The organism is Pseudomonas farris (genome assembly GCF_019145235.1).
GTDB lineage: Bacteria > Pseudomonadota > Gammaproteobacteria > Pseudomonadales > Pseudomonadaceae > Aquipseudomonas > Aquipseudomonas farris.
Genome location: NZ_JAHSTV010000003.1, coordinates 486450 through 508452, shown reverse-complemented (window position 1 = coordinate 508452; position 22003 = coordinate 486450). Strand labels below are relative to the sequence as shown.

The following is a 22003-nucleotide window of genomic DNA, read 5'->3' as shown; positions in this document are numbered from 1 at the left end:
GACCGCGTTATCGTTCTTCGCGAGCAAGCCCGCTCCCACATTTGATTTGTGTGCGCCGCAAATCCCCTGTGGGAGCGGGCTTGCTCGCGAAAGCGTCCTCAAGGCAACACAAAAACATCAGAACGACTACTCGACCACCAGCCGCCCCAACCGCTGCTTGAGCATGCGGTTTTCGGCCCGCAGTTGCTGGACCTCTTCCAGCAGGTCCAGCGCCAGGGCGACGCCTTCCCATTCCAGCTCAAGGTCGCGCCGCAGCTTGGCAGCACGCTTGGCCAGCACCAGCTCATAATCGGTGAAGCGCCAATCCTTGGGCAGGGCTCCCTGAGGTTCGAGGATGCCGTGTTCGACGATCTCGATCACGTGCACGTCCGACAGTTCGGTCGCCTCGCAGAATTCTGCCAGGTCCAGTAGAACGATCACGGGGTCGCTCATGATTGGCTACTCCTTATCTCAAAATCAAAAGTTCTCTCGCGGATCGAAAGCGGCTTTTTTTGCCAGCTCCTCCCACAATTCTTTGACGTCATGGTCGAGTTTTTTCGGCATCACTGCCTTGAGCTGCACGAACAGATAGCCACGGTGACCCGTCTTGTGCAGCAGGCCGTGGCCCTTGGCGCGCATGCGCTGGCCATTCTGGCTGCCGGCCGGAACCTTGAGGTTGATCTTGCCGGTCAGGGTCGGCACCGCGACTTCGGTCCCCAGCGCCAGCTCCCACGGTGCCAGCGGCAAGGTGATGATCAGGTTTTCGCCTTCGACGTCGAATTTGGGGTGCGGCGCAAAACGAATGGTCAGGTACAGGTCGCCATTGACCCCGCCACCGATGCCCGGAGCGCCCTGGCCCTTGAGGCGGATGCGCTCGCCGTCAGTCACGCCGGCGGGGATCTTCACGTTCAGGCTTTTACTGGTGTTGCTGACATGCTGGCCGGCAGCGTTGTAATGCGGCACCTGGAAGCTGACCTTCTTCGATTCGGTCGAGAGGGTTTCTTCCAGAAAAACCGGTAATTCCATTTCCACGTCTTGCCCTCGACGCCCGGCACTATGACCCGACCGTCCACCACCATTGAAACCTGGACCACGGTTGCCGAAGATCGAACTGAAAAAGTCCGAGAAATCGCCCGTGTCCTGACCACCACCACCGAAACCACCGCGGCTCTGCCAACCCGGCGGGCCCTGAAAAGGCTGACCGTGGTGGCCGTATTTGCGCAAGTCGTCGTATTCGGCGCGCTTGTCGGCGCTTTTCAGCGCTTCATAGGCTTCCGACGCATCCTTGAACTTGGACTCGGCGTCCTTTTCCTTGCTGACGTCGGGGTGGTATTTGCGCGCCAGCTTTCGATAGGCGGCCTTGATCGCCTTATCGTCCGCGGTCGGCTCCACACCGAGAATTTTGTAATAGTCTTTGAAGTCCATCGAGGGAGTCACCATCCATTATCGAAATCGCGCAGCCAGGCACAGCATGCTCTTGTTTGCAGCGTTTGGATTGACCGATCTCAACTTTGTGACCGGGCAGCGCATCAGAAGTTTATCGGCAGCAGGGCGCGGTTCTTGCAGTCGCCCCAGGGGTTGCCAAGTCTATGCAAGGAAGTTTGGGGGTGATCGGGCATCTTTCAAGCGCTGAGCGCTGCGATTTAACGGATAGTCGGCCTTCGAATCTTCGCCGCTCTGACATACACTGCGCGGCCGTTTTTTAACCGGAACTTGAAAGACATGAAAAACGCATCTCCAGCCCGTGCCTGTGGTATCGACTTCGGCACGTCCAACTCCACCGTCGGCTGGCTGCGCCCCGGCATGGAAACGCTGATCGCGCTGGAGGACGACAAGATCACCCTGCCCTCGGTGGTCTTCTTCAATATGGAAGAACGCCGCCCGGTATACGGCCGGCTGGCGCTGCACGAGTACCTGGAAGGTTACGAAGGCCGGCTGATGCGCTCGCTCAAGAGCCTGCTGGGTTCCAAGCTGATCAAGCACGACACCAGCGTCCTGGGCACGGCGATGCCGTTCAAGGACCTGCTCGGCCTGTTCATCGGCCAGTTGAAAAAGCGTGCCGAAGCCGCTGCCGGTCGGGAGTTCGAGGAAGTGGTGCTGGGCCGTCCGGTGTTTTTCGTCGATGACGATGAAATGGCCGACCAGGAAGCAGAAAACACCCTGGTGGACGTGGCTCGCGCCATCGGCTTCAAGGACGTCTCGTTCCAGTACGAGCCAATTGCAGCGGCGTTCGACTACGAGTCGACCATCGAAAAGGAAGAGCTGGTACTGATCGTCGACATCGGCGGTGGTACCTCGGACTTCTCGCTGGTGCGCCTGTCGCCTGAGCGCCGCAACCACGACAATCGTCACGATGACATTCTCGCCACTGGTGGCGTGCACATCGGCGGGACCGATTTCGACAAGCAGCTGAGCCTGCAAGGCCTGATGCCGCTGTTTGGCTACGGTAGCCGGATGAAGAGCGGCGCCTATATGCCGACCAGCCACCACATGAACCTGGCGACCTGGCACACCATCAACTCGGTGTACTCACAGAAGTCGACCCTGGCTCTGGGCAGCATGCGTTACGACATCGAGGACACTGGCGGCATCGATCGCCTGTTCAAGCTGATCGACCAGCGCGCCGGGCATTGGCTGGCCATGGAAGTGGAAGAAACCAAGATCCAGCTGACCCACGCCGACAGCCGCCATGTGCCACTGGATCGGATCGAGCCGGGTTTGAGCGTGGAACTGAGCCGGGCACTGTTCGAATCAGCCATCGACAACTTGCTGGAGCGGGTGCGCAACAGCGTGACCCAGTTGTTGAACGACGCCAATGTGCGGGTCGATCAGGTGGACACCGTGTTCTTCACCGGCGGTTCGAGCGGGATTCCGGCGCTGCGCAACAGCGTCTCGGCCATGTTGCCGAATGCTCGGCATGTGGAAGGGAACATCTTCGGCAGCATCGGTAGCGGGTTGGCGATTGAAGCGGCCAAGCGTTACGGCCCGATGGATTGACCTGAAAGACCGCGGCGCCTGCTTCGCGAGCAAGCCCGCTCCCACATTCGACCGCATTCCATCTGGAGGAACTCGGTCGAGTGTGGGAGCGGGCTTGCTCGCGAAGGCGTCAGGACATGCAACACATCTCTGGGATCAAACCATCCCCGCCAGCTTCAACTCACTCTTCAGATACGCGTAATAAATCGGCCCCGCCACCACGCCCGGCAGGCCGAACGCGGCTTCGAACACCAGCATTGCCAGCAGCAACTCCCACGACTTGGCACTGATCTGCCCGCCGACGATGCGCGCGTTGAGGAAGTATTCGAGCTTGTGGATCACAATCAGATAACCCAACGCCGCCACCGCCACCCAGATCGACAGCGACAAGCCAACGATAGTGATCAAGGTGTTCGAGATCAGATTGCCGATCACCGGCAGCAAGCCGAGCAGGAAGGTCAGCACGATCAGGGTTTTGGTCAGCGGCAGTTTAATCCCGAACATCGGCAGGACCACCGCGAGGAAAATCCCGGTGAAGAAAGTGTTGAGCAGGGAAATCTTGATCTGGGCGAAAACGATGTTGCGAAACGCCTGGACCAACAGGTGCAAGCGGTCGAACAGCGCCGCGGCCAAAGGCTTGCGTTTGGTCACGTCCGGCGCTCGCTGCAAGGCGATGATCGCCCCCAGCACCATGCCGATCAGCAGCGTCACGAACATGTGCGCGGCGTCTTTGCCCACCAGTTGCAAATCGCTGAGATGCTTGCTCATCCACTCGCCGATGGCCACCCGGAACTCGGCGGCACTGGCCGGCAGATAAGCGTCGATGAACGGCGGCAACTGCCCACGCGCGCGATCGACCACAACCATGAATTTATCGAGAGAAGCGCCGGGGTTTTCCGCCTCGTGCAACAGAAAACTGATTGCACCGGCAAAGATCAGCGCCAGCACGCTGACCACCAATGTTCCCAGCAACGCCACCGCCAGCCAGCGCGCACGGCGGCCTTCGATCAGCCGCTGCAATTGCGGCGTGAGCATGTTGACCAGTTCGAACACCAACAACCCGGCCAGCAGGCTGGGCAGCAATCGCAGAGGAAGCACCAGCAGCAAACCACCAAAAATGATGACCCAGCTGATGAACAACAAGACCTGACGCTGAGAAAACGCTGACATACAGCCTCAAAACGAACGACGTAAAAGGATTGGCAGTCTGCCAGCGTTCCGGGGCGAGCACTAGGGATTGTGTCGGTCGGCCTTACTGGCCCCTTCGCGGGCAAGCCCGCTCCCACACTGGATCTACTGTGAACGCACTATCTGTGCCCACCAGAGAATAAATGTGGGAGCGGGCTTGCTCGCGAAGGGGCCAGCACAACCGCCACGAAGCCTCCCGAGCTAACCGCGCTGCTTATTTCTTCTTCAGGCATTCGCTCATGAAGGTTTTGCGCGCATCGCCCGTGAGGGCCTGGGTGGTGGCGGTGGTGTTGCAGGTTTTCATCTTTTCTTGTTGAGGGGTCATTGGCTTGGCGGCATCGGCGGCCGGCGCGGCTTTGAGGCAGGTGCTCATGAAGGCTTTGCGCTCGTCGCCCTTGAGGCTTTTGGCGGTAGCATCGGCATTGCAGGTGGTCATTTTGTTCTGTTGGGCAGTGGCGGCGAAACCTTGGGAGCAGAGCAGCAAACCGACCATCAACAACGGGGCACGCAACATCTTCATGGAGTGTTCTCCTTGTTGCCGCACCGATGGATGCGGCCTCGTTTCGGAGTGTAGACAAAGCCTGTTACACGTTCACCTGCTATCGAGGTGGCTGCGTCGATATTGCTCAGGCGTGCACCCGGCCTGACGCTGAAACATCGCGATGAATGCCGAGCCGGTGCTGTAACCCATGTCGAAGGCGATTTCCTGAATGCTGCGCTGGCTGTCCAGCGCTTCGATCGCTGCCAGAAACCGCAGCCGTTGCCGCCACTCCCCGAAACTCATGCCCAATTCGCGAACAAACTGCCGGGCCAACGTGCGTTCGCTGACGTGAATTTGCCCGGCCCAGTGCGCCAATGGCCGGTTGTCCCCAGGCTCGGTCTGCAAGGCTTCAAGGATTGCGAGCAGCCCGGTGCTGCTGGCGTAGGGCAAGTAACACTCATGCATCGGCGCCTGTTGCAGTTGGTCCACCAGCACTTGAGCCAGACGCTTGTCTGCATCGTGCTCGGGAATTTTCACATCGCGGGTGGCGAAGTCTTTCAGGATCGCCTTGAGAATGTCGCTGATCGCCAGGGTGCAGGCCTGCTGCGGCAGATCGCGGCACAGCGTCGGCGCGAGACAGACGGCGCGATAGTTGATCGGCTGATTGCTATAGAAACTGTGCTCGGTCCCGGGCGGCACCCACACCGCGTATTGCGGCGGCGACATGAAGCGGCGGCTGCCGATTTCCATGTGCAAGACCCCATTGGCCGAATACTCGAGGGTGCCCCAAGGATGATGGTGGGCCGAGGCGTATTCGTGGGTGTTGAAGTCGGCATAGCGGAAATAGACCGGGGCCGGCAGTTCGCTGAAATCCAGCAGGTCGATGTGTTTGCTGTTCATGCTGTCCGGAATCAGGGGCAGGTTGTCTGGATCGAAGTATAGGCATTGATTCAGACAAGCGGATAATCACCCTTCATTAACGTTCTGGTTTTTCCCGATGCAATACGCTTACCCCCTGCTGGCCATTCTCATTTGGGCCGGCAACACCGTGATCAACAAACTGGCGGTCGGCGCGATCTTTCCCGCCGAAATCGGTTTCTACCGCTGGCTGCTGGCCGCACTGCTGTTCACGCCTTTCATGCTTAAACCGGTAATCACCCACTGGCCGTTGATCCGCCCGAACCTGGGCAGGATTTTCATCCTCGGCGTGCTTGGCATGGCGGTTTATCAGAGCCTGGCTTACTTCGCTGCGACGCTGACTTCAGCCACCAACATGGGGATCATTTTGTCGCTGATGCCGTTGATGTCGCTGGCCATGGCGATTGTCAGCCTCGGCCAACGCCTGACCGCCGGCGCACTGGCCGGTGCGGTGTTGTCGTTTGCGGGGGTTTTGGTGGTGGTGTCGTCCGGCAGCCTTGGCGCGTTGCTGGAACACGGGGTGAACCTGGGCGACGCGATGATGCTGATCGCCACGCTGGCGTATGCGATTTACAGCACCTTGCTGAAAAAATGGCAGCTGCGTTTGCCGCCGCTGGTGTTGTTGTATTTGCAGGTGTTGGTCGCGGTGGTGGTGCTGTTTCCGCTGTTCCTCGCCTCACCGAAAATCGGCCCGACCCTGCAGAACATCCCGCTGGTGCTCTACGCCTGCCTGCTGGCCTCGATGCTTGCGCCGCTGGCGTGGATGCAGGCCGTGGTGCGACTGGGGCCGAGCCGGACCACGCTGTTTTTCAATTTGCTGCCGTTGATCACGGCACTGATTGCGGCGGTGGTGCTGCATGAACAGTTGGCGCTGTATCACTTGGTGGGTGGGGTGTTGACGTTGGGTGGGGTGATTCTTTCCGAGCGCTGGACGACGGTGTTGGGCCGTAAGGTGAGTGTTGCCTGATCTGACGCTTTCGCGAGCAAGCCCGCTCCCACATTTGATCGGCGTTGCCTGTCTAAACGCGGTCAACTGTGGGAGCGGGCTTGCTCGCGAAGAACGATGACACGGTCTGACTGCTAAACCCCCGCAGCCTTCAACCGCGCCGCATGCTCGACAAACAACCGCACCGGCTCTGCCCCCTTGCCCACCAACCCCAGTGATTGGTTGACGATATCAAAGTGATCCATCGGGTATTCATCGCCAATCACCGTCCCCAAATGCGAGCTGTAACGCCCGACCATCCCGTCGCAATGCCCCGCCTCGTGCACGAACGTCCTGGCAAACAACCGGCAACTGCGGTTAGTCCCGTCGAACAGGTTGCACCCGCGATCGGTCTTGCCCGGCTGCAAGGTTCCGGACCAGGAGTAATAACGCACGCCATTGACCACTTCCGGACCATGCCCGCCCCAAGTGTCAGGCAGACCTTGTGGATAACGCTGATTGAACAGCGCCACGCCCGCCGTCGTCAGGGATTGGTGCGAAGCCGGGATATCCACCGGCAGTCTCGGCCCGCGGTAGCCGGTTTCCAGCAGACACATCAACGCGCTGATCAGCCACAGTAAAAAGCTCAGTAGCCGGCCCTTGGCGCTGTCAGCCGGATAATGGGTGTGCAGATGGTCCGCCAGCTCCGAGCCGTGATTCGGCCCGGCTACCGAGGTCACCGAAGCCACCTGGTCCGGGCGTTTTGCCGCGGCGTAACGGGCGGTCAATGAGCCCTGGCTGTGACCGATCAGGTTGACCTTCTCGGCCCCGGTTTCGCGCAGAATCTCCTCGATCCGCGCCAGCAATTGCTCGCCGCGTACCTCGGTGGAGTTGAGCGGTGAGACCTGCACCGCAATCACGGTCGCCCCATCCCGGCGCAGCGCCGAAATGATTCCGTACCAATAGGGATAGAGCAGCAGACGGATAAACCCGAGCATCCCCGGGACCAACACCAAGGGGTAACGCGTGGCGGAACCTTGCGACATGGATGAACATCCTTGTGATCGGTGAGATGAAGCAAGGCTGGATGCAAGGCATCAGCCAAGCATCGCCACCCAAGATGACAACTCAACGACCAGTCTATGACATCGCTTACTTCAACCCCACCACGCCCGCCACAATTAGCCCGACCGACACCAGCTTGAGCGCGGTCAGGCTTTCGCCGAGCAGCGCAAAGCCGAGAAACACCGTGCCCAGCGAACCGATAGCGGTCCAGATCGGGTAGGCGATGCTCACCGGCAATTCGCGCATGGCCAAGGTCAGGAAGTAAATCCCGCCCACCGCGGCCACCACCGTAATGACTGACGGCCAGAGCCGTGTGAAGCCTTCGGCGTACTTCATGCCCATGGCGAAGGTGACTTCGAACCCGGCGGCGATCAACAAGAACAACCAGGCCATCTAGAACTCCCTGGCCAGCGCCAGCAAACGCTGCTCGGCCTCGGCCACGGACACCTGGAACGTGCGCTCGGCGGACTCCTCACCCTCGGCGGCGACCACGGTGACGTCGGTGATGCCGATAAACCCTAATGCCGTGCGCAGCAATGGATCGGCATGGTTCATCGCTTCAAGTTCACCGCCGGGGCCGAAGCCAAATCCGCCGCGACTGGTGACGATCAATGCCTTCTTGCCCCGCACCAGCGGTTCGTACTGAGCGACGCCGTTGTCCAGGGTGTGATTGAACGTCAGCCCGAGCCGCACTATCTGGTCGATCCAGGCCTTGAGGCCGCTGGGCACACTGAAGTTGTACATCGGTGTGGAAATCACCAACAGATCATGGCCGAGCAACTCCCCCACCAATTCATCGCTGAGTGCCAGGTCGGCCTGCATCGACAGTGGTCGCGCTTCGGGTTCCGGATGAAAAGCGGCCGCCACAAACGCTTCGTTGACAGCTGGAATCAACGCCCGACCGACTTCACGGCGGGTCAGTTGCGACTGCGGGTTGCGGACCTGCCAGGCGCAAAGAAACACCTCGGCCAAACGCCGCGAATGTGAACGGTCGCCACGGGGGCTGGCGTGAATGGCAAGAATTCTGCTCATCTGAATCTCCTTGAAGGGCTAAACTTAAACGGCTTGGCGTGCAGTTTGAAGCGCGCAGCCGCCTATCTTCAAATGAACAGAAATCAGTCTGGATGAATCCATTTCATCCATGGAGTTTTAAAATGTTTGCCTCTTTGCCGCTGACTGCCCTGCGCGCCTTCGAATCCGCCTCGCGCCTGTTGAGCTTCAAGGCCGCCGCCGAAGAGCTCTCTGTGACGCCGACGGCGGTCTCGCATCAAATCCGCTCCCTGGAAAACTGGCTCGGCGTGCCGTTGTTCGAACGACTGCCACGGCAGGTGCGCCTTACCGAATGCGGCGAACGGCTGTTCCGCAGCCTGCACGGCGCCCTGCTGGAAGTGGCGCAGAGCGTCGATACCTTGCGCCCGCAACGCAGCGGCACGAGCCTGACGATTTCCACCACGGCCGCCTTCGCCGCCCTCTGGCTGGTGCCGCGGCTGGGACGGTTTTACGCCCGTCATCCGAACATCAGCCTGCGCCTGGACACTCACTGCGAAGTGATCGATTTGCATCAGGACGCCAGCCTCGATCTGGTGGTGCGTTACAGCCTCGACGATTATCCGAACCTGTATGGTTTGTGCCTGTTCGACGAGTCCTTCGGGGTCTATGGCTCGCCTGAACAAGTGGCCTTGGCACCCAGTCGGGTACCTACCTTGATCAGCGTGCGCTGGCACAACTCCAAGCTGTATGCCCATGGCTGGGAGGCTTGGTGCGCGCAGTCCGGCGAAACCTGGCTGGCCGCGCAACCGGCGGTGCGTGAATACGACGAAGAGCATTACGCCCTGCAAGCCGCCATCGCCGGGCAAGGCCTGGTGCTGGCGAGCAATATTCTGGTGTCGGAGAGTGTGGCCAGCGGTGTGCTGCTGCCTTATCGGGGGGACATTCAGGTCGACGGGGCCGGATACAGTGCGCTGTGTGTACCAGGCCGTGAACGGCATCCGCCGGTGCGGGCATTTTTTGCGTGGTTGCAGGAGGAGGCTCGGTTGTCTGGTTTATTGCCAAGATCGCAGCCTTCGGGAGAACTCATTCCCGTGTAGGCTTCGATTGCATTCTGAAAGATCTGTAGCGTCGGGCATATCGCCATCGCGAGCAGGCTCGCTCCCACATTTTTCCTGTAAACACAGGTCCATTGTGGGAGCGAGCCTGCTCGCGATGGCGTCTTCACAGACGCCGAAAGTTACTTGGTAGGTTTAACCGTCACCGGCGCCTTGCCCGCCTTCATCTGCTCCAGCAACGGCGCACACTGATTGGGCTCACCAGCGCTGGGGGCTATCAACGCCAGCAAGCCCGCCGCCGGCGCGGCAATCACACCCAGTGCAACCATCCCGGCCCCACGCAGCATCAACGGCACCGGTTTCACGCCCGCATCCGGCTTGATGAACTTGCCCCGAACATACAGCGGCGAACGCAGCGAAATCAAGCGCCAGCCCTTGGATTCCGGGGAGATGGTCAGGTCCAGTTGCTCGGTCGCCATGTTTGCCGTGCCGTCGACGTAGACGATCGCGGTCTCGGTATCGAAAACGAACAGCCGCGTGGTCGCCAGACCTGCCTTGATCTCGAAGTCGGCCGCCGCGCAATTGATCTTCACTTCCTTGTCACCAAAGATCTTGCCCACTACATAATTGCCGACGTTGAGCCCCGCCAACTCCATCAACTCGCGACTGATCGCGCCGTCATTGATCAGCATCTTCAAATTGCCGTCGGCAGTGCCCAGCAGCTTGGCCACCGAGTTGCCACGACCGACAAGATCGGCGTCGCCATTAAGCTCACCGAAACTGGTTTTCATCCGCTCCAGGGTGGGGAATAGCTGCTTGAGCTTGAACTTGCGCGCCGTCAGTTTGGCCCGGCCTTCCAAAGGCTCGGTGCGCCCGTCCAGACGAATCTGTGCATCCAGATTGCCGCCGGCCACGCCGAAACGCAGGGGCTCGAGGCTAAGCACGCCATCGGTCAGCACCACATGGGTGTAGAGATCGGTGAACGGCAGTTTTGCACTGTGGACGATACGTTTGCCGGTGAATTCAACGTCGGCGTCCATATCGCGCCAGCGCTCAGTCCTGAACTCCTCGACTGGTAGCAGCTTATCCGCCGGCTGCTTGCTTTCACCCCCGCGGTCCTTTTGCTTGGCGTTGGAATCGGCACCGATCAATGGGGCCAGGTCGGTAAACAGCAGTTGATTGGACTCCAGCGCCCCGCTGAGTTTGGGTCTCGGCTGGCTCGCAACGTAGGTCAGGTTGCCATGGATATCGCTCTCGCCGATGGTGCCATTGAACGCCTCATAGCGGTACACCGCCCCGCCCGGCTCGTTCAACTTGGCAACCAAGTGCCCGTCGGTGGCGTAAGGCGGAGTATCCGGCAGCGTCACGCCAATCAGTGGATAGAGATTACCCAGGCTGGCCCCGGCCAGTTTCAGGCGCAAATCCAGGGCGCCGAGGTTCAATGGATCGGTGAGCGTACCGGCCAGTTCGACGCTGGTGTCGGCGATCTTCATTTGCGCTTGAAGCGGGAACGGCTTGGTGGCGTCCTGTAAAGCCAACAAGCCGCCGGTCTTGCCCTGGCCCACAAGATTCTGACCGTGGTATTGGCCTTTGACCTTCAGTGCGAAGGCGTAATCCTGTGGCGAACCACCCTTTTCAACCGCTTTTTTTGCCGCTTTGTCTCCGACAATGTCGCTGAACGGAATCGGTTTGCCCAACGGGTCGATAAGCAGATCAAGCTGAGTCTTCAGCTTTTGGTCGTCGAGCATGACGTGGCCTTTGTCGAAGCCGATGGCACCGATGTCCAGCACCCAGTTCGAAGGCTCGGCGTCGGGATCTTTGGGATCGAACTTGAACGTCCAGTTGGCGCGACCATCAGCCAGACGTTGCAGGTCGGCATTGGGTTCAGTCAGGTCGATACGCGGGATCACCACCCGCTGCGCGAGCAAAGCCAATGGCGAAATACGCAGCTCGACACGTTTGAGGGTGGCCATCTGCGGTTGCTTCGACCAGTCCGGGTTGCCCAGGCTCAGATCCTCGGCCACCACATGCGGCCACGGCACCCAGGCTCGCCAACCGCCCTCGTCAGGCTGGCGCTGCCAGACCACCGCAAGGTTGCCATTGATGGCGAATGGACGTTGCAGTTCTTCGGACACCTTGGCGTTCAGGGGCGGTTTGATCCGGTTCCAATCGAAGAACGCGATGATCAGCACCAGGACGGCCAGCAGGACAACGAGGCTGGCAAAGGTCCAGGCAAGAATTTTACGAGTGCGCGTCATTGCACAGGGCTCCTGAATACGACTGAGCGCCCGGACAGCGACGCACATATGAAACGTTAGGCCAGATCCGGCCTGCCATGACATCTAGGACTGGGAAATGGCGTGCAGGTTTAACCGAATAGCCGTTTAACACTCAAATAATCGGTCGTGGCCACACTGCTCCCTCATCCGGCGTTACCGCACCCGCACTTTTGCGAGGCGAGAGTGGGTCGAAAATACCCACCTCAGTGCAAAAAAGCTCGCAGGAAACGCCCGTTCTAGAGCGCTGCGGCCGAACAATCAATTCTGTTGATTATTACCATTGCGTTTATGAACTTTTATATCGACTTATCGAGAGTAGCATTGCCCTCGTACCCACTTTATCGCCCTCCCAAGGAGCAACCCATCATGAAACGCGAATTACTGCTTAGCCTGACCCTCTCAATGTTAGCCAGCACCGCTTTTGCTTTGCCGGCCGCAGATCAGGCCACTCCACAAGTCAAAGACAGCCACTCGGTGTTCAGCCAGACCGTTGCCGCTGATGGTTCCGACCGTACACCACAAGGTCAGACTCTGGCCGAAGGTGGCAATGATCGCCTGAAAGAAAAAGGCCTGATCACCGAAGACGGTTATGACAAGACTCCACAAGGTCAAACCTTGGCGGAAGACGGTTCTGATCGTACTCCACAAGGCCAGACCCTGGCTGCTGACGGTTCCGACCGCACCCCACAAGGCCAGACCCTGGCTGCCGACGGTTCCGATCGCACTCCACAAGGTCAAACCCTTGCTGAAGGTGGTGGTGACCGTGTAATCGAACGCAACAGCGCTGTGAGCTAAGCCCATGGCGGCCCCGAAAAAAAGCCCAATCCCCGGATTGGGCTTTTGACTTTATAGAAGCTGCATTTCCCCGCGTGATATCCCGATAGTCGTTCGACGCCAGCGAAGCCGATTTGCTAGAGTGCGCCGCTGTCCCTGTCCAGAAAACACCCTTGCGATGCTGCCCCGCGCCGAACAGAAACAACAGACCCGCAACGCCCTGATGGACGCTGCCCGCCACTTGATGGAAAGCGGCCGAGGATTCGGCAGCCTGAGCCTGCGCGAAGTGACCAGAACCGCCGGGATCGTACCCACCGGTTTCTACCGGCATTTCGCCGACATGGATGAACTGGGCCTGGTGCTGGTGAGCGAAGTCGGTCAGACCTTCCGTGAAACCATCCGCCTGGTGCGCCATAACGAGTTCGTCATGGGCGGCATCATCGACGCCTCGGTGCGGATTTTTCTCGACGTGGTCACGGCCAATCGATCGCAGTTCCTGTTTCTTGCCCGCGAACAGTACGGCGGCTCGTTGCCGGTGCGCCAGGCCATTGGCCGCTTGCGCGAAGATATCAGCTCGGACCTGGCGGCGGACTTGTCGCTGATGCCGAAACTCCAGCATCTGGACATCGCAGGTTTGAGTGTCATGGCTGATTTGATCGTTAAAAGCGTGTTCGCCACACTGCCGGACATTATCGATCCGCCGGTGCAAGCGTTACCGGAGCATCTGACGCCGCAGGCGAAGATCACGCAGCAGTTGCGGTTCATCTTCATAGGCCTAAAACACTGGCAAGGCCTCGGCAGCACCGAGTAAATACATCCCCCTGTGGGAGCGAGCCTGCTCGCGATGGCGTCGCCACAGTCAACACTTGATGTGACTGATACTCCGCCATCGCGAGCAGGCTCGCTCCCACATTGGTGCGCGAAAACTCCACACGCACCAACTTGATCCAAAATTCTGAACCACCCTCCACGCTCCGACAGGCATTTCCTACCTCTCACCCGATTGGCAAGCCCCTTGCTCTATCCCTGAGCATTGTCCATTGCTGGAAGCCTTCCGATGCTGGTGATTCATCGCAGAATCGACCCTCAACCCGTCTGGGCCGCCGAGTTGCACCTGACTTTCGAAGCCCGGAGCAAAAGCCGTTTGCGCTGTTTCAGTGCCGAGGGTGAAGACGTCGGGTTGTTTTTGGAGCGCGGTCAGCCGCCGCTGTATGACGGCGAATGCCTGCAAGCCGAAGACGGGCGCGTCGTTCGCGTCTGCGCTCGCCCCGAACAACTGCTGCACGTCACCTGCGCCAATGCCTTCGAACTGACCCGCGCCGCCTATCACCTGGGCAACCGCCATGTGGCCCTGCAGGTCGGCGATGGCTGGTTACGCCTGCTCGACGATTACGTGCTCAAGGCGATGCTCGAACAGCTTGGTGCCAATGCCGAGAACATCGAAGCGCCGTTCCAGCCGGAACACGGTGCCTACGGCGGGGGCCATCACCATTCGCGCCAGGGTGACGAGGATTTCAACTATCCGCCGAAACTGCATCAGTTCGGCGTGCGTTTATGAACCCAGCCTGGGCGCTGCTGCGTCTGGCCAGTCCACAGCTGCCGATTGGCGGCTACAGCTACTCCCAAGGTTTGGAGATGGCTGTGGATAACGGCCGCGTAAACGATCCTGACAGCGCGCGGCGCTGGATCAGCGATCAGTTGCTGCTCAATCTCGCGCGTTTCGAAGCGCCGCTACTGCTCGCCCATTGCACCGCTGCGGCCGAAGAAAACTGGGCCGAACTGCTGCAACGTTGCGAAGAACATCGCGCCAGCCGGGAAACCCGCGAGTTGCATCAGGAAAGTCGACAGATGGGTTATTCGTTGAAGCAACTGCTCAACGGTTTACCGGAACTGGATGCACCCGCCCGGGCCTTTCTCGACCAATGCCCTGAACCGCATCTGGCCCTTGGCTGGGCGCTGGCGGCCCGCGCCTGGCAGATCAGCCCGCAAGATGCGCTGGCCGCCTGGCTCTGGAGCTGGCTGGAAAACCAATTGGCGGTGCTGATGAAAACCCTGCCCCTGGGCCAGCAAGCCGCGCAGCGCCTGACCAGCGAACTGCTGCCGCTGCTGCAACAGGCGCAGCAAGACGCCACCCGAATCAACCCCGAACACTCTGGCAGCGCCGCTTTCGGCCTGTCCCTGGCGTGTATGGCCCATGAGCGCCAGTACAGCCGTCTGTTCCGTTCCTAGGGCCTTTTATTTTGGAGAATCACATGAACACACAACCCCTGCGCGTCGGCATCGGCGGCCCGGTCGGTTCCGGCAAAACCGCCCTGACCCTGGCCCTGTGTCTGGCCCTGCGCGACCGTTACAACCTCGCCGTCGTGACCAACGACATCTACACCCGCGAAGACGCCGACTTTCTGGTACGCAACGAAGCCCTGGCGCCCGAGCGGATCATCGGCGTGGAAACCGGCGGCTGCCCGCACACGGCGATTCGCGAAGACGCCTCGATCAACCTCGAAGCCGTGGATCAACTGAACCGGCGCTTCCCAGGGCTGGACCTGATCCTGGTGGAGTCCGGTGGCGACAACCTCTCGGCGACCTTCAGCCCGGAACTGTCGGACCTGACCATCTATGTGATCGACGTTTCGGCCGGCGACAAGCTCCCGCGCAAAGGCGGGCCGGGGATCTGCAAATCCGATTTGCTGGTGATCAACAAGATCGACCTCGCGCCGCTGGTAGGCGCCTCGCTAGAGATGATGGACAGCGACACCCAACGCATGCGCAACGGCAAACCGTTTGTTTTCAGCAACCAGAAAACCGGTCAGGGCCTGGAAGCAATCATCGCCTTCATCGAACGCCAGGGCTTACTGACTGCGGCCTGATCACACTTATCAACAAGGAAGCTTATCCATGACACTGAAACGCATTCTGGGCGCCATGGCCCTGCTGCTGACCCCGGCCATCGCGTTCGCTCACCCGGGCCACGGCGACAATGGCTTGATGGCTGGCATCAGCCACCCGATCGGCGGCCTCGATCACTTGCTGGCCATGGTTGCCGTAGGGTTGTGGGCCGCGCAGCAGAAAGGCGCCGCGCGTTGGGCGCTGCCCTGCACGTTCGTGGGCACTATGCTGATCGGCGGCCTGCTGGGTTTTGAAGGGCTGAACCTGCCGGCGCTGGAAAGCGGAATTGCTGCCTCGGTATTGGCGTTGGGCCTGGCGGTGGCTTTGGCGGTGCGTCCGCCGTTGAGCCTGGCGGTGGGTGCGACCGCATTGTTCGCGCTGTTTCATGGCGTGGCACATGGTCTGGAGTTGCCGGAGATGTCGAGCCCGTGGGCGTATGCGGCGGGGTTTGTGGTGGCGACGGCAGCTTTGCATGCAGCGGGTTATGCGGTGGTTCGCGTCTTGCCTCAGGCTGCCGCACCACTGGTTCGGTTAGCGGGCGCGGCCTCAGCGGCGACTGGGGTTTGGTTGTTGGCAGGCTGATTTTTTATCGGTTGTTCCGGCCCCTTCGCGAGCAAGCCCGCTCCCACATTTGATCTGTGTACGCAGGACAAATGTGGGAGCGGGCTTGCTCGCGAAGGCGGCCTGACAGACGCCGCCTCTCTCAAGCCTGCCTCTCTGCTACCATGTCGCGCAATCGCCCCTGCCGTGACGACGCCAGCCAATGCCCTCTGTTTCCCGCTCTGCTTCCCAGCCAGAATTGACCGCCCTGTTCGCCTCGGTGCAACAGCACTTCCAGGACGTGATCGTGCCGCTCTGGCAAGGCCCCGGCTGGAACGCCGACATGGCATTGCCTTATGAAGCGCTGGACGCCAAGCATCAGCCGCTGCCACCGCAGCGCTATCGGGCCATGGCTTGCGCGCGGCAGCTGTACCTGTTTTCCAGCCTGATCGGTCAAGTGCCTCAGGCCGAAGAACGTGCGGCGGCACTGTTCCGATCCTTGCAACAACATTTCCACGATGCCGAGCATGGCGGCTGGTTCTATAGCATCGACCCGCAAGGTGCGCCGCTGGATCAGCGCAAAGACCTCTACACACACGCTTTCATCCTGTTCGCCTGCGCCCATTACTGGGACAAGGTTCGCGAACCGCTGGTGGAGTCGGTGCTCAACGCCACGCTGGAAGTGTTGGCGCAGCGCTTCGCCACAGGCGACGGCCTGTACGAAGCCAGCCTGGACCGTGATTGGTCCTCGCTCAACTCCGGGCCGCTGCAGAATCCATTGATGCATTTGGCCGAAGCCTTCCTCGCCATCCTTTCGGTGCGCGAGGACGTTGCTGTGCAGAGCGCGCTTCTCGAGTTATGCACAGCCATGCAGAAGCGCTTCATCGATCCGCAACACGCGGTATTGATGGAAAAGCCGCTGGGCGCTGTGGATAACTGGTTCGAGCCTGGCCATCAGTTCGAATGGTATTTCCTGCTGGAGTCCTCACCCTTGCTGCGCGGCTCCAAATTGCATGCGTCGCTGGAGCGCGCCTTTACGTTTACCGAGCAACAGGGCGTGGATCAGCAGACCGGGGCTGTGCGCGCGATGCTGGAGCTGGACGACCACCCTCGTGATGCGACCCAACGCATCTGGGCCCAGGCTGAATACTTGCGTGCCCTGACTTTACGCCCCGATAGCGAAGCCTCTGTGCAGCGCCAATTGCAGGCGCTGCAACAGCGTTTTTTGCATGCGGGCGGCTGGTATGAGTGTCGCGATGAACAGGGCGAAGTAAGCCGCAAGGACATGCCTTCGACCACGCCTTATCACTTGGCGACCTGTTATCGCGGGTTGGTCAAATATCTTAGCTGACTGATAGATAGCTATCGCGGTGTAAGCCCGCTCCCACAGGGTTTGTGTCGTTCGCGAAATAGCGAGTCAACACAAACCCTGTGGGAGCGTGGCTTGCCCGCGATGGCCGTTACGCGGTCTTAAGCCTTCGTATTACGCTCAATGGCAAACCCGCTCCAGGTCTGGCTCACCGGCATCAGCTCGAGGCTGTTGATGTTGATGTGGGCCGGTGCGTTGAGCACCCAGAAAATAGTCTCGGCGATGTCTTGCGGCTGGATCGGCTCGGCGCCGGCGTAGGTGGCGTTGTAACGCTCCTGGTCACCGGCGAAACGCACCAGCGAGAACTCGCTCTCGCACAGGCCCGGCTCGATGTTGCTGACCCGCACGCCCGTACCTTGCAGGTCACAGCGCAGGTTCAGGGAGAACTGTTTGACGAACGCCTTGCTCGCGCCATACACGTGGCTGCCCGGGTACGGGTAGTTGCCGGCGATGGAACCGAGGTTGACGATGCCGGCACCACGACCGTGAGCGATCAAACGCGGCAACAACAGGCGAGTGCTGTACATCAGGCCTTTGATGTTGGTGTCGACCATGGTGTCCCAATCATCAAGATCACACTTGGGAGCCGGGTCCACGCCCAAGGCCAGGCCGGCGTTGTTGATCAGCCCGCGCAACTTGGCGAAGGACGGCGGCAGGTTGGCAATCGCCTCCTCCATGGCCTTGCGATCCCGTACGTCGAGCACCAGGCCATGGACCTCGGTCTGCTTCGACAGCTCGGCGCACAGGGCGTTGAGGCGCTCTTCACGACGACCTGTCAGCACCAGTTTCCAGCCGGCTTCGGCAAAACGACGGGCACAGGCTTCACCAAAACCGGAGGTCGCGCCGGTAATAAACAGGGTGTTGGACATCGTGTTCTCCTTACTTCGGCTGATCGACAGCCCTTGGAATAGAAAATCAATTGCCAGCATGCCCGGCCTTGTCCACAGCGGCAACCATCGCAAAAACCGTACAAAAAACAATCAACACCGGCAACGCCATATGCACCGTGGCTTGCAGCCATGTACACGCACCTTATCCACAGGCCGGTCCACAGTTTCCGGGGGCAAGTGCAAAAGCTGCAAGCCGCTGTCCACAAGGCTTTGTGGGCAGATTAGAAAGTTTTTTGCTTGACCCACAGGTGCCTGCTGTGTAGCCCCGGGCAATTTGCACGACCGAGCGGTCAAACCGACGATGGCGCCAAGCCAGTAACTACGGCCCTCAGCGGACTCTTTCCAGAGTTTAACCACAGACTTATCCACAGGCTTGTCCACTCGATTCATGCCGTGTTTGCCCCTAACAAAAAAGGTTGACAAAGCCGGCTTGAGGTCCAGCAAAAAAGCATGATCAAAAAACAATCACATCGCTGTAAGCCACGGATTTAAAGGCTTGCAGCCAGCTACTCCCACGTTATTCACAGCCAGCTCCACAGCAAACGGGGACAAGTCGAAACCCTGACAAAACAGTAATTTGCAGCGGCTTTATGTCGCGCTTTGAGAGGTCGTGAATATTGTTTTCCACAATTTCCAAAAAGCACATGCCGCCGGTGTGGGAGCGAGCCTGCTCGCGATAACGGTGGGTCAATGAAAAGCATGTCGACTGACACTCCGCTATCGCGAGCAGGTTCGCTCCCACAAGGGATTGTGGTGTTTTAGAGATGTAAAAAAGCCCCGGCGATTGCTCGTCGGGGCTTGTTTGTTGCAACGGCGAACTCAGTGGCCGCCGAGGTAGGCGTTGCGCACCTCATCGTTCACCAGCAGCTCCTTACCGGTGCCGCTGAGGCGGATCTCGCCGTTGACCATCACGTACGCCCGGTCCGACAGCTTGAGGGCGTGGTTGGCGTTCTGCTCCACCAGGAAGATGGTCATACCGGTGCTGGCCAGTTCCCGCAGGGTCGCGAAGATCTGTTTCACCACAATCGGCGCCAGCCCCAGGCTCGGCTCATCGAGCAGCAACAGCTTCGGCCGGCTCATGAGCGCCCGGGCGATGGCGAGCATTTGTTGCTCGCCGCCGGACATGGTCATGGCGCGTTGGGTGCGTCGCTCTTCGAGCCGTGGAAACAACTCGAACATGCGCTGCATGTCTTCCTTGGCGTACTTGTCACCGATTGGAATCGTACCCATCAACAGGTTTTCCTCGACGGTCATGTCAGGGAACACCCGCCGACCTTCCGGCGATTGAGCGATACCGTTGGACGCGATGTAGTGGGACGACTTGTGCGTGATATCCACACCCTGATAGATGATTTGCCCGTCAGCGGCCCGCGGCTGGCCGAAGATCGACATCAGCAGGGTCGATTTGCCGGCACCGTTGGAGCCGATCAGGCTGACGGTTTCACCTTCATTGATGTGCAACGAGACTTTCTTCAGGGCCTGAATCGGCCCGTAGAACACGTCCAGATCCTTGAGTTCGAGGATGGGTGCACTCATACCACTTCCTCTTCTTCGGCGCCCAGGTAGGCGGCAATCACTTTCGGGTCGTGTCGAATCGCTTCAGGCCCGCCCTCGGCGATGACAACGCCGTGGTCCAGCACCACGATGTGGTCGGAAATACTCATTACCATGCCCATGTCGTGTTCGATCAGCACCACGGTCAGATCGTGCTCGTCGCGCAGCAGCCGGATCATCGCGCTCAGCGCTTCGGTTTCCTGAGGGTTGAGGCCGGCGGCCGGCTCGTCGAGGCAGATGATCTGTGGCCGGGTGCACATGGCCCGGGCGATTTCCAGACGGCGTTGTTGACCGTAGGACAGCTCACCAGCCAGGCGGTTGGCGCAGTCGACCAGATTCACTACCTCTAGCCAATAGAACGCGTGGTCCAGCGCATCGCTTTCGGCCTTGCGGTAACCCTTGGTGTTGAGGATGCCCGAAAGGAGGTTGCGGTTGACCCACATGTGTTGGGCCACCAGCAGGTTTTCCAGCACCGACATTTCCTTGAACAGGCGAATGTTCTGAAAAGTCCGCGCCAGACCGGCACGGTTGATCAGGTGCGTGCCACCGAACATCTTGTAGTGGAGCCGGCTGATGAAGCTTTTCGGCGAAACGAAATCAACTGCCTTGAACGGTTCCCCGAGCATTTTGATGACGTCGGTTTTCACACCATGGGCGTTGAGTTCGATATGCCCGCCGGACGCTTTATAGAACCCGGTCAGGCAGTTGAACACAGTGGTCTTGCCTGCACCGTTGGGGCCGATCAACGCAAAAATAGAGTTGCGTTTGACTTTCAGGCTCACGTTACTAAGGGCTTTGATGCCGCCGAAGTGCATCATCAGATTTTCGACTGAGAGAACGATTTCTTCACTCATGGCGCCACTCCTTTACGTGGGGTCACACCGGTGCGGCTGATCCGAATCAGGCCGCGAGGTCGCCAGATCATCATCAACACCATCAGGATGCCGAACAACAGCACGCGATATTCAGCGAAGCCGCGCAGCAATTCCGGGGCGACGGTCAGCACGAACGCCGCAATCACCACACCGATGGTCGAGCCCATGCCGCCGAGTACTACGATGGCGAGGATCAGTGCCGATTCGAAGAAGGTGAACGAGGTCGGGTTGACGAAACCCTGATAAGTGGCGAAGAACACACCGGCCAAACCGGCCGTCGATGCACCAATGGTGAACGCCGACAGCTTGACCAGTACGTGATTCAGACCCATGGAACGGCAGGCAATTTCGTCTTCACGCAAGGCTTCCCACGCGCGACCGACCGGCATGCGGGTCAGACGGTGCTTGACGTACAGCACGCCCAGTACCACCAGGAACAACACCGCGTATATGAAGTAGTACTTCACGTCCGGGTTATAGGCGATGCCAAAGAACTCATGGAACGGGACGCCCCCCTCCTTCGCTCTTTTGCCGAACTCGAGGCCGAAGAACGTCGGCAACGGAGCCGCCATACCGTTCGGGCCGCCAGTCAGGGACAGCCAGTTATTGAGGATCAACCGGATGATTTCACCGAACCCCAGGGTCACGATCGCCAGGTAGTCACCGTGCAGGCGCAGCACCGGGAAACCCAGGATGCAACCGGCCAACCCGGCAGTGATTGCCGCCAGCGGCAGCACCGTCCAGAAACCCAGCCCCAGGTATTGATAACCGAGCGCCAGCCCGTAGGCACCGATGGCGTAGAACGCCACGTAACCCAGGTCGAGCAGGCCGGCCAGGCCGACCACGATGTTCAGCCCCAGGCCCAGCAGCACGTAGATCAGCCCGAGGATGACCACGCCCAGCAGGTAGGAGTTGGAGAAAAACGGGAACACCACGGCGATAACGATCATCACCGGGATAATCCAGCGCAAGCGGGATTTGTAATCAGGCGGCAGTACATGAACCCCGGAGCCTGTACTTTCAAAGCCTTCAAGAATTCTCAGGCCCTTGGGGGTTTGCAGGAACAGGCTCAAGGCAAAACGGCCGGCCATGACGATGGCGACAATCCATGCCACCCGGGTCGCCTCCAGGTTGAAGCCGTAGCCGTCGAGGACTACGCCGACAATCGGGCCGAACACAATCAGGGCCACCAGGCCGGCAAGAATCGCGTCAACCAGGCTTCTTTTGAGATCAATGGTTTTTTTAGTGGTTGAAGACAT

23 protein-coding genes are annotated in these 22003 nt (G+C 59.7%); 10 read left to right on the top strand and 13 right to left on the bottom strand.

The window, feature by feature from the left end:
- Positions 1-126 precede the first annotated feature (126 nt).
- A complete protein-coding gene (locus tag KVG95_RS08520) occupies positions 127-432 on the bottom strand; it encodes a chaperone modulator CbpM (protein ID WP_095052922.1) in 306 nt (101 codons plus the stop codon).
- A 24-nt stretch (positions 433-456) separates the two neighbouring features.
- Positions 457-1404, bottom strand: coding sequence for a DnaJ C-terminal domain-containing protein (locus tag KVG95_RS08515; protein ID WP_217855646.1), 948 nt, complete (start codon positions 1402-1404; stop codon positions 457-459).
- 297 nt (positions 1405-1701) lie between these two features.
- Between KVG95_RS08515 and KVG95_RS08510 the strand changes: the two genes are divergently transcribed.
- A complete protein-coding gene (locus KVG95_RS08510) occupies positions 1702-2976 on the top strand; it encodes an Hsp70 family protein (protein WP_217855644.1) in 1275 nt (424 codons plus the stop codon).
- 135 nt (positions 2977-3111) lie between these two features.
- Here KVG95_RS08510 and KVG95_RS08505 read toward each other — a convergent pair whose 3' ends face one another.
- The 3 genes from KVG95_RS08505 to KVG95_RS08495 form a co-directional block, all read right to left on the bottom strand.
- Positions 3112-4125 carry an AI-2E family transporter gene (locus KVG95_RS08505; protein ID WP_052965889.1) on the bottom strand — a complete coding sequence of 338 codons (1014 nt, stop codon included), beginning with the start codon at positions 4123-4125 and terminating at the stop codon, positions 3112-3114.
- Positions 4126-4357: 232 nt separating this feature from the next.
- Positions 4358-4663 (bottom strand): PsiF family protein, encoded by a 306-nt coding sequence (locus KVG95_RS08500; RefSeq protein ID WP_217855642.1) that lies wholly within the window; start codon positions 4661-4663, stop codon positions 4358-4360.
- 72 nt (positions 4664-4735) lie between these two features.
- Entirely contained in the window at positions 4736-5524 is a 789-nt protein-coding gene (locus KVG95_RS08495) for an AraC family transcriptional regulator (protein WP_217855640.1), read from the bottom strand.
- A 97-nt stretch (positions 5525-5621) separates the two neighbouring features.
- On the opposite strand from KVG95_RS08495, the gene KVG95_RS08490 reads away from it, so the two are divergent.
- A complete protein-coding gene (locus KVG95_RS08490; protein WP_217855638.1) occupies positions 5622-6509 on the top strand; it encodes a DMT family transporter in 888 nt (295 codons plus the stop codon).
- Between the two features lie 113 nt (positions 6510-6622).
- Here the strand turns inward: KVG95_RS08490 and KVG95_RS08485 are convergent, their stop codons facing one another.
- From KVG95_RS08485 to KVG95_RS08475, 3 genes are all read right to left on the bottom strand, one after another.
- Positions 6623-7513, bottom strand: a complete 891-nt coding sequence (locus KVG95_RS08485; RefSeq protein ID WP_217855636.1) for an esterase/lipase family protein — start codon at positions 7511-7513, stop codon at positions 6623-6625.
- Between the two features lie 106 nt (positions 7514-7619).
- Positions 7620-7925 (bottom strand): DMT family transporter, encoded by a 306-nt coding sequence (locus tag KVG95_RS08480; RefSeq protein ID WP_007903452.1) that lies wholly within the window; start codon positions 7923-7925, stop codon positions 7620-7622.
- On the bottom strand, positions 7926-8564 hold the full coding sequence (locus KVG95_RS08475; RefSeq protein WP_217855634.1) for an FMN-dependent NADH-azoreductase: 639 nt from the start codon (positions 8562-8564) through the stop codon (positions 7926-7928).
- Positions 8565-8686: 122 nt separating this feature from the next.
- Between KVG95_RS08475 and KVG95_RS08470 the strand changes: the two genes are divergently transcribed.
- The gene (locus tag KVG95_RS08470) at positions 8687-9619 is read left to right on the top strand and encodes a LysR substrate-binding domain-containing protein (protein ID WP_217855632.1); all 933 of its coding nucleotides are present in this window, start codon (positions 8687-8689) and stop codon (positions 9617-9619) included.
- Positions 9620-9759: 140 nt separating this feature from the next.
- On the opposite strand, the gene KVG95_RS08465 is transcribed toward KVG95_RS08470, so the two are convergent.
- On the bottom strand, positions 9760-11835 hold the full coding sequence (locus tag KVG95_RS08465; protein ID WP_217855629.1) for an AsmA family protein: 2076 nt from the start codon (positions 11833-11835) through the stop codon (positions 9760-9762).
- Between the two features lie 387 nt (positions 11836-12222).
- Between KVG95_RS08465 and KVG95_RS08460 the strand changes: the two genes are divergently transcribed.
- The 7 genes from KVG95_RS08460 (at position 12223) to KVG95_RS08430 (ending at position 17407) form a co-directional block, all read left to right on the top strand.
- Positions 12223-12651: a hypothetical protein gene (locus KVG95_RS08460; RefSeq protein WP_217855627.1), complete on the top strand. Its 429-nt coding sequence runs from the start codon at positions 12223-12225 to the stop codon at positions 12649-12651.
- 157 nt (positions 12652-12808) lie between these two features.
- Positions 12809-13441: a TetR family transcriptional regulator gene (locus KVG95_RS08455; protein ID WP_217855625.1), complete on the top strand. Its 633-nt coding sequence runs from the start codon at positions 12809-12811 to the stop codon at positions 13439-13441.
- A gap of 246 nt (positions 13442-13687) precedes the next feature.
- Positions 13688-14188, top strand: coding sequence for an urease accessory protein UreE (gene ureE / locus KVG95_RS08450; RefSeq protein ID WP_052965905.1), 501 nt, complete (start codon positions 13688-13690; stop codon positions 14186-14188).
- Positions 14185-14859 carry an urease accessory protein UreF gene (locus KVG95_RS08445; protein WP_052965907.1) on the top strand — a complete coding sequence of 225 codons (675 nt, stop codon included), beginning with the start codon at positions 14185-14187 and terminating at the stop codon, positions 14857-14859. The genes ureE and KVG95_RS08445 overlap by 4 nt, the downstream gene beginning before the upstream one ends.
- A 23-nt stretch (positions 14860-14882) precedes the next feature.
- On the top strand, positions 14883-15497 hold the full coding sequence (ureG, locus tag KVG95_RS08440) for an urease accessory protein UreG (protein ID WP_038360437.1): 615 nt from the start codon (positions 14883-14885) through the stop codon (positions 15495-15497).
- Positions 15498-15525: 28 nt separating this feature from the next.
- A complete protein-coding gene (locus KVG95_RS08435; protein ID WP_217855623.1) occupies positions 15526-16098 on the top strand; it encodes a HupE/UreJ family protein in 573 nt (190 codons plus the stop codon).
- 181 nt (positions 16099-16279) lie between these two features.
- Positions 16280-17407: an AGE family epimerase/isomerase gene (locus KVG95_RS08430; protein ID WP_217855621.1), complete on the top strand. Its 1128-nt coding sequence runs from the start codon at positions 16280-16282 to the stop codon at positions 17405-17407.
- Between the two features lie 119 nt (positions 17408-17526).
- Here the strand turns inward: KVG95_RS08430 and KVG95_RS08425 are convergent, their stop codons facing one another.
- The 4 genes from KVG95_RS08425 to livM form a co-directional block, all read right to left on the bottom strand.
- Entirely contained in the window at positions 17527-18294 is a 768-nt protein-coding gene (locus tag KVG95_RS08425) for an SDR family oxidoreductase (protein ID WP_123721474.1), read from the bottom strand.
- An 840-nt stretch (positions 18295-19134) separates the two neighbouring features.
- A complete protein-coding gene (locus KVG95_RS08420) occupies positions 19135-19851 on the bottom strand; it encodes an ABC transporter ATP-binding protein (protein ID WP_030128307.1) in 717 nt (238 codons plus the stop codon).
- Positions 19848-20723, bottom strand: a complete 876-nt coding sequence (locus KVG95_RS08415) for an ABC transporter ATP-binding protein (protein ID WP_217855620.1) — start codon at positions 20721-20723, stop codon at positions 19848-19850. The genes KVG95_RS08420 and KVG95_RS08415 overlap by 4 nt, the downstream gene beginning before the upstream one ends.
- Positions 20720-22003 carry a high-affinity branched-chain amino acid ABC transporter permease LivM gene (gene livM, locus KVG95_RS08410; protein ID WP_123721476.1) on the bottom strand — a complete coding sequence of 428 codons (1284 nt, stop codon included), beginning with the start codon at positions 22001-22003 and terminating at the stop codon, positions 20720-20722. Before livM ends, KVG95_RS08415 begins: the two co-directional genes overlap by 4 nt.

What these genes read in the sequence shown, in the direction of transcription:
- KVG95_RS08415 (WP_217855620.1), bottom strand. Translation starts at nt 20,723, where the DNA reads ATGAGTGAAGAAATCGTTCTCTCAGTCGAAAATCTGATGATGCACTTC.
- KVG95_RS08510 (WP_217855644.1), top strand. Translation starts at nt 1,702, where the DNA reads ATGAAAAACGCATCTCCAGCCCGTGCCTGTGGTATCGACTTCGGCACG.
- KVG95_RS08460 (WP_217855627.1), top strand. Translation starts at nt 12,223, where the DNA reads ATGAAACGCGAATTACTGCTTAGCCTGACCCTCTCAATGTTAGCCAGC.
- KVG95_RS08430 (WP_217855621.1), top strand. Translation starts at nt 16,280, where the DNA reads ATGCCCTCTGTTTCCCGCTCTGCTTCCCAGCCAGAATTGACCGCCCTG.
- KVG95_RS08445 (WP_052965907.1), top strand. Translation starts at nt 14,185, where the DNA reads ATGAACCCAGCCTGGGCGCTGCTGCGTCTGGCCAGTCCACAGCTGCCG.
- KVG95_RS08425 (WP_123721474.1), bottom strand. Translation starts at nt 18,294, where the DNA reads ATGTCCAACACCCTGTTTATTACCGGCGCGACCTCCGGTTTTGGTGAA.
- KVG95_RS08495 (WP_217855640.1), bottom strand. Translation starts at nt 5,524, where the DNA reads ATGAACAGCAAACACATCGACCTGCTGGATTTCAGCGAACTGCCGGCC.
- KVG95_RS08490 (WP_217855638.1), top strand. Translation starts at nt 5,622, where the DNA reads ATGCAATACGCTTACCCCCTGCTGGCCATTCTCATTTGGGCCGGCAAC.
- KVG95_RS08475 (WP_217855634.1), bottom strand. Translation starts at nt 8,564, where the DNA reads ATGAGCAGAATTCTTGCCATTCACGCCAGCCCCCGTGGCGACCGTTCA.
- KVG95_RS08465 (WP_217855629.1), bottom strand. Translation starts at nt 11,835, where the DNA reads ATGACGCGCACTCGTAAAATTCTTGCCTGGACCTTTGCCAGCCTCGTT.
- KVG95_RS08515 (WP_217855646.1), bottom strand. Translation starts at nt 1,404, where the DNA reads ATGGACTTCAAAGACTATTACAAAATTCTCGGTGTGGAGCCGACCGCG.
- ureE (WP_052965905.1), top strand. Translation starts at nt 13,688, where the DNA reads ATGCTGGTGATTCATCGCAGAATCGACCCTCAACCCGTCTGGGCCGCC.
- KVG95_RS08455 (WP_217855625.1), top strand. Translation starts at nt 12,809, where the DNA reads ATGCTGCCCCGCGCCGAACAGAAACAACAGACCCGCAACGCCCTGATG.
- ureG (WP_038360437.1), top strand. Translation starts at nt 14,883, where the DNA reads ATGAACACACAACCCCTGCGCGTCGGCATCGGCGGCCCGGTCGGTTCC.
- KVG95_RS08500 (WP_217855642.1), bottom strand. Translation starts at nt 4,663, where the DNA reads ATGAAGATGTTGCGTGCCCCGTTGTTGATGGTCGGTTTGCTGCTCTGC.
- KVG95_RS08470 (WP_217855632.1), top strand. Translation starts at nt 8,687, where the DNA reads ATGTTTGCCTCTTTGCCGCTGACTGCCCTGCGCGCCTTCGAATCCGCC.
- KVG95_RS08485 (WP_217855636.1), bottom strand. Translation starts at nt 7,513, where the DNA reads ATGTCGCAAGGTTCCGCCACGCGTTACCCCTTGGTGTTGGTCCCGGGG.
- KVG95_RS08435 (WP_217855623.1), top strand. Translation starts at nt 15,526, where the DNA reads ATGACACTGAAACGCATTCTGGGCGCCATGGCCCTGCTGCTGACCCCG.
- livM (WP_123721476.1), bottom strand. Translation starts at nt 22,003, where the DNA reads ATGTCTTCAACCACTAAAAAAACCATTGATCTCAAAAGAAGCCTGGTT.
- KVG95_RS08480 (WP_007903452.1), bottom strand. Translation starts at nt 7,925, where the DNA reads ATGGCCTGGTTGTTCTTGTTGATCGCCGCCGGGTTCGAAGTCACCTTC.
- KVG95_RS08420 (WP_030128307.1), bottom strand. Translation starts at nt 19,851, where the DNA reads ATGAGTGCACCCATCCTCGAACTCAAGGATCTGGACGTGTTCTACGGG.
- KVG95_RS08520 (WP_095052922.1), bottom strand. Translation starts at nt 432, where the DNA reads ATGAGCGACCCCGTGATCGTTCTACTGGACCTGGCAGAATTCTGCGAG.
- KVG95_RS08505 (WP_052965889.1), bottom strand. Translation starts at nt 4,125, where the DNA reads ATGTCAGCGTTTTCTCAGCGTCAGGTCTTGTTGTTCATCAGCTGGGTC.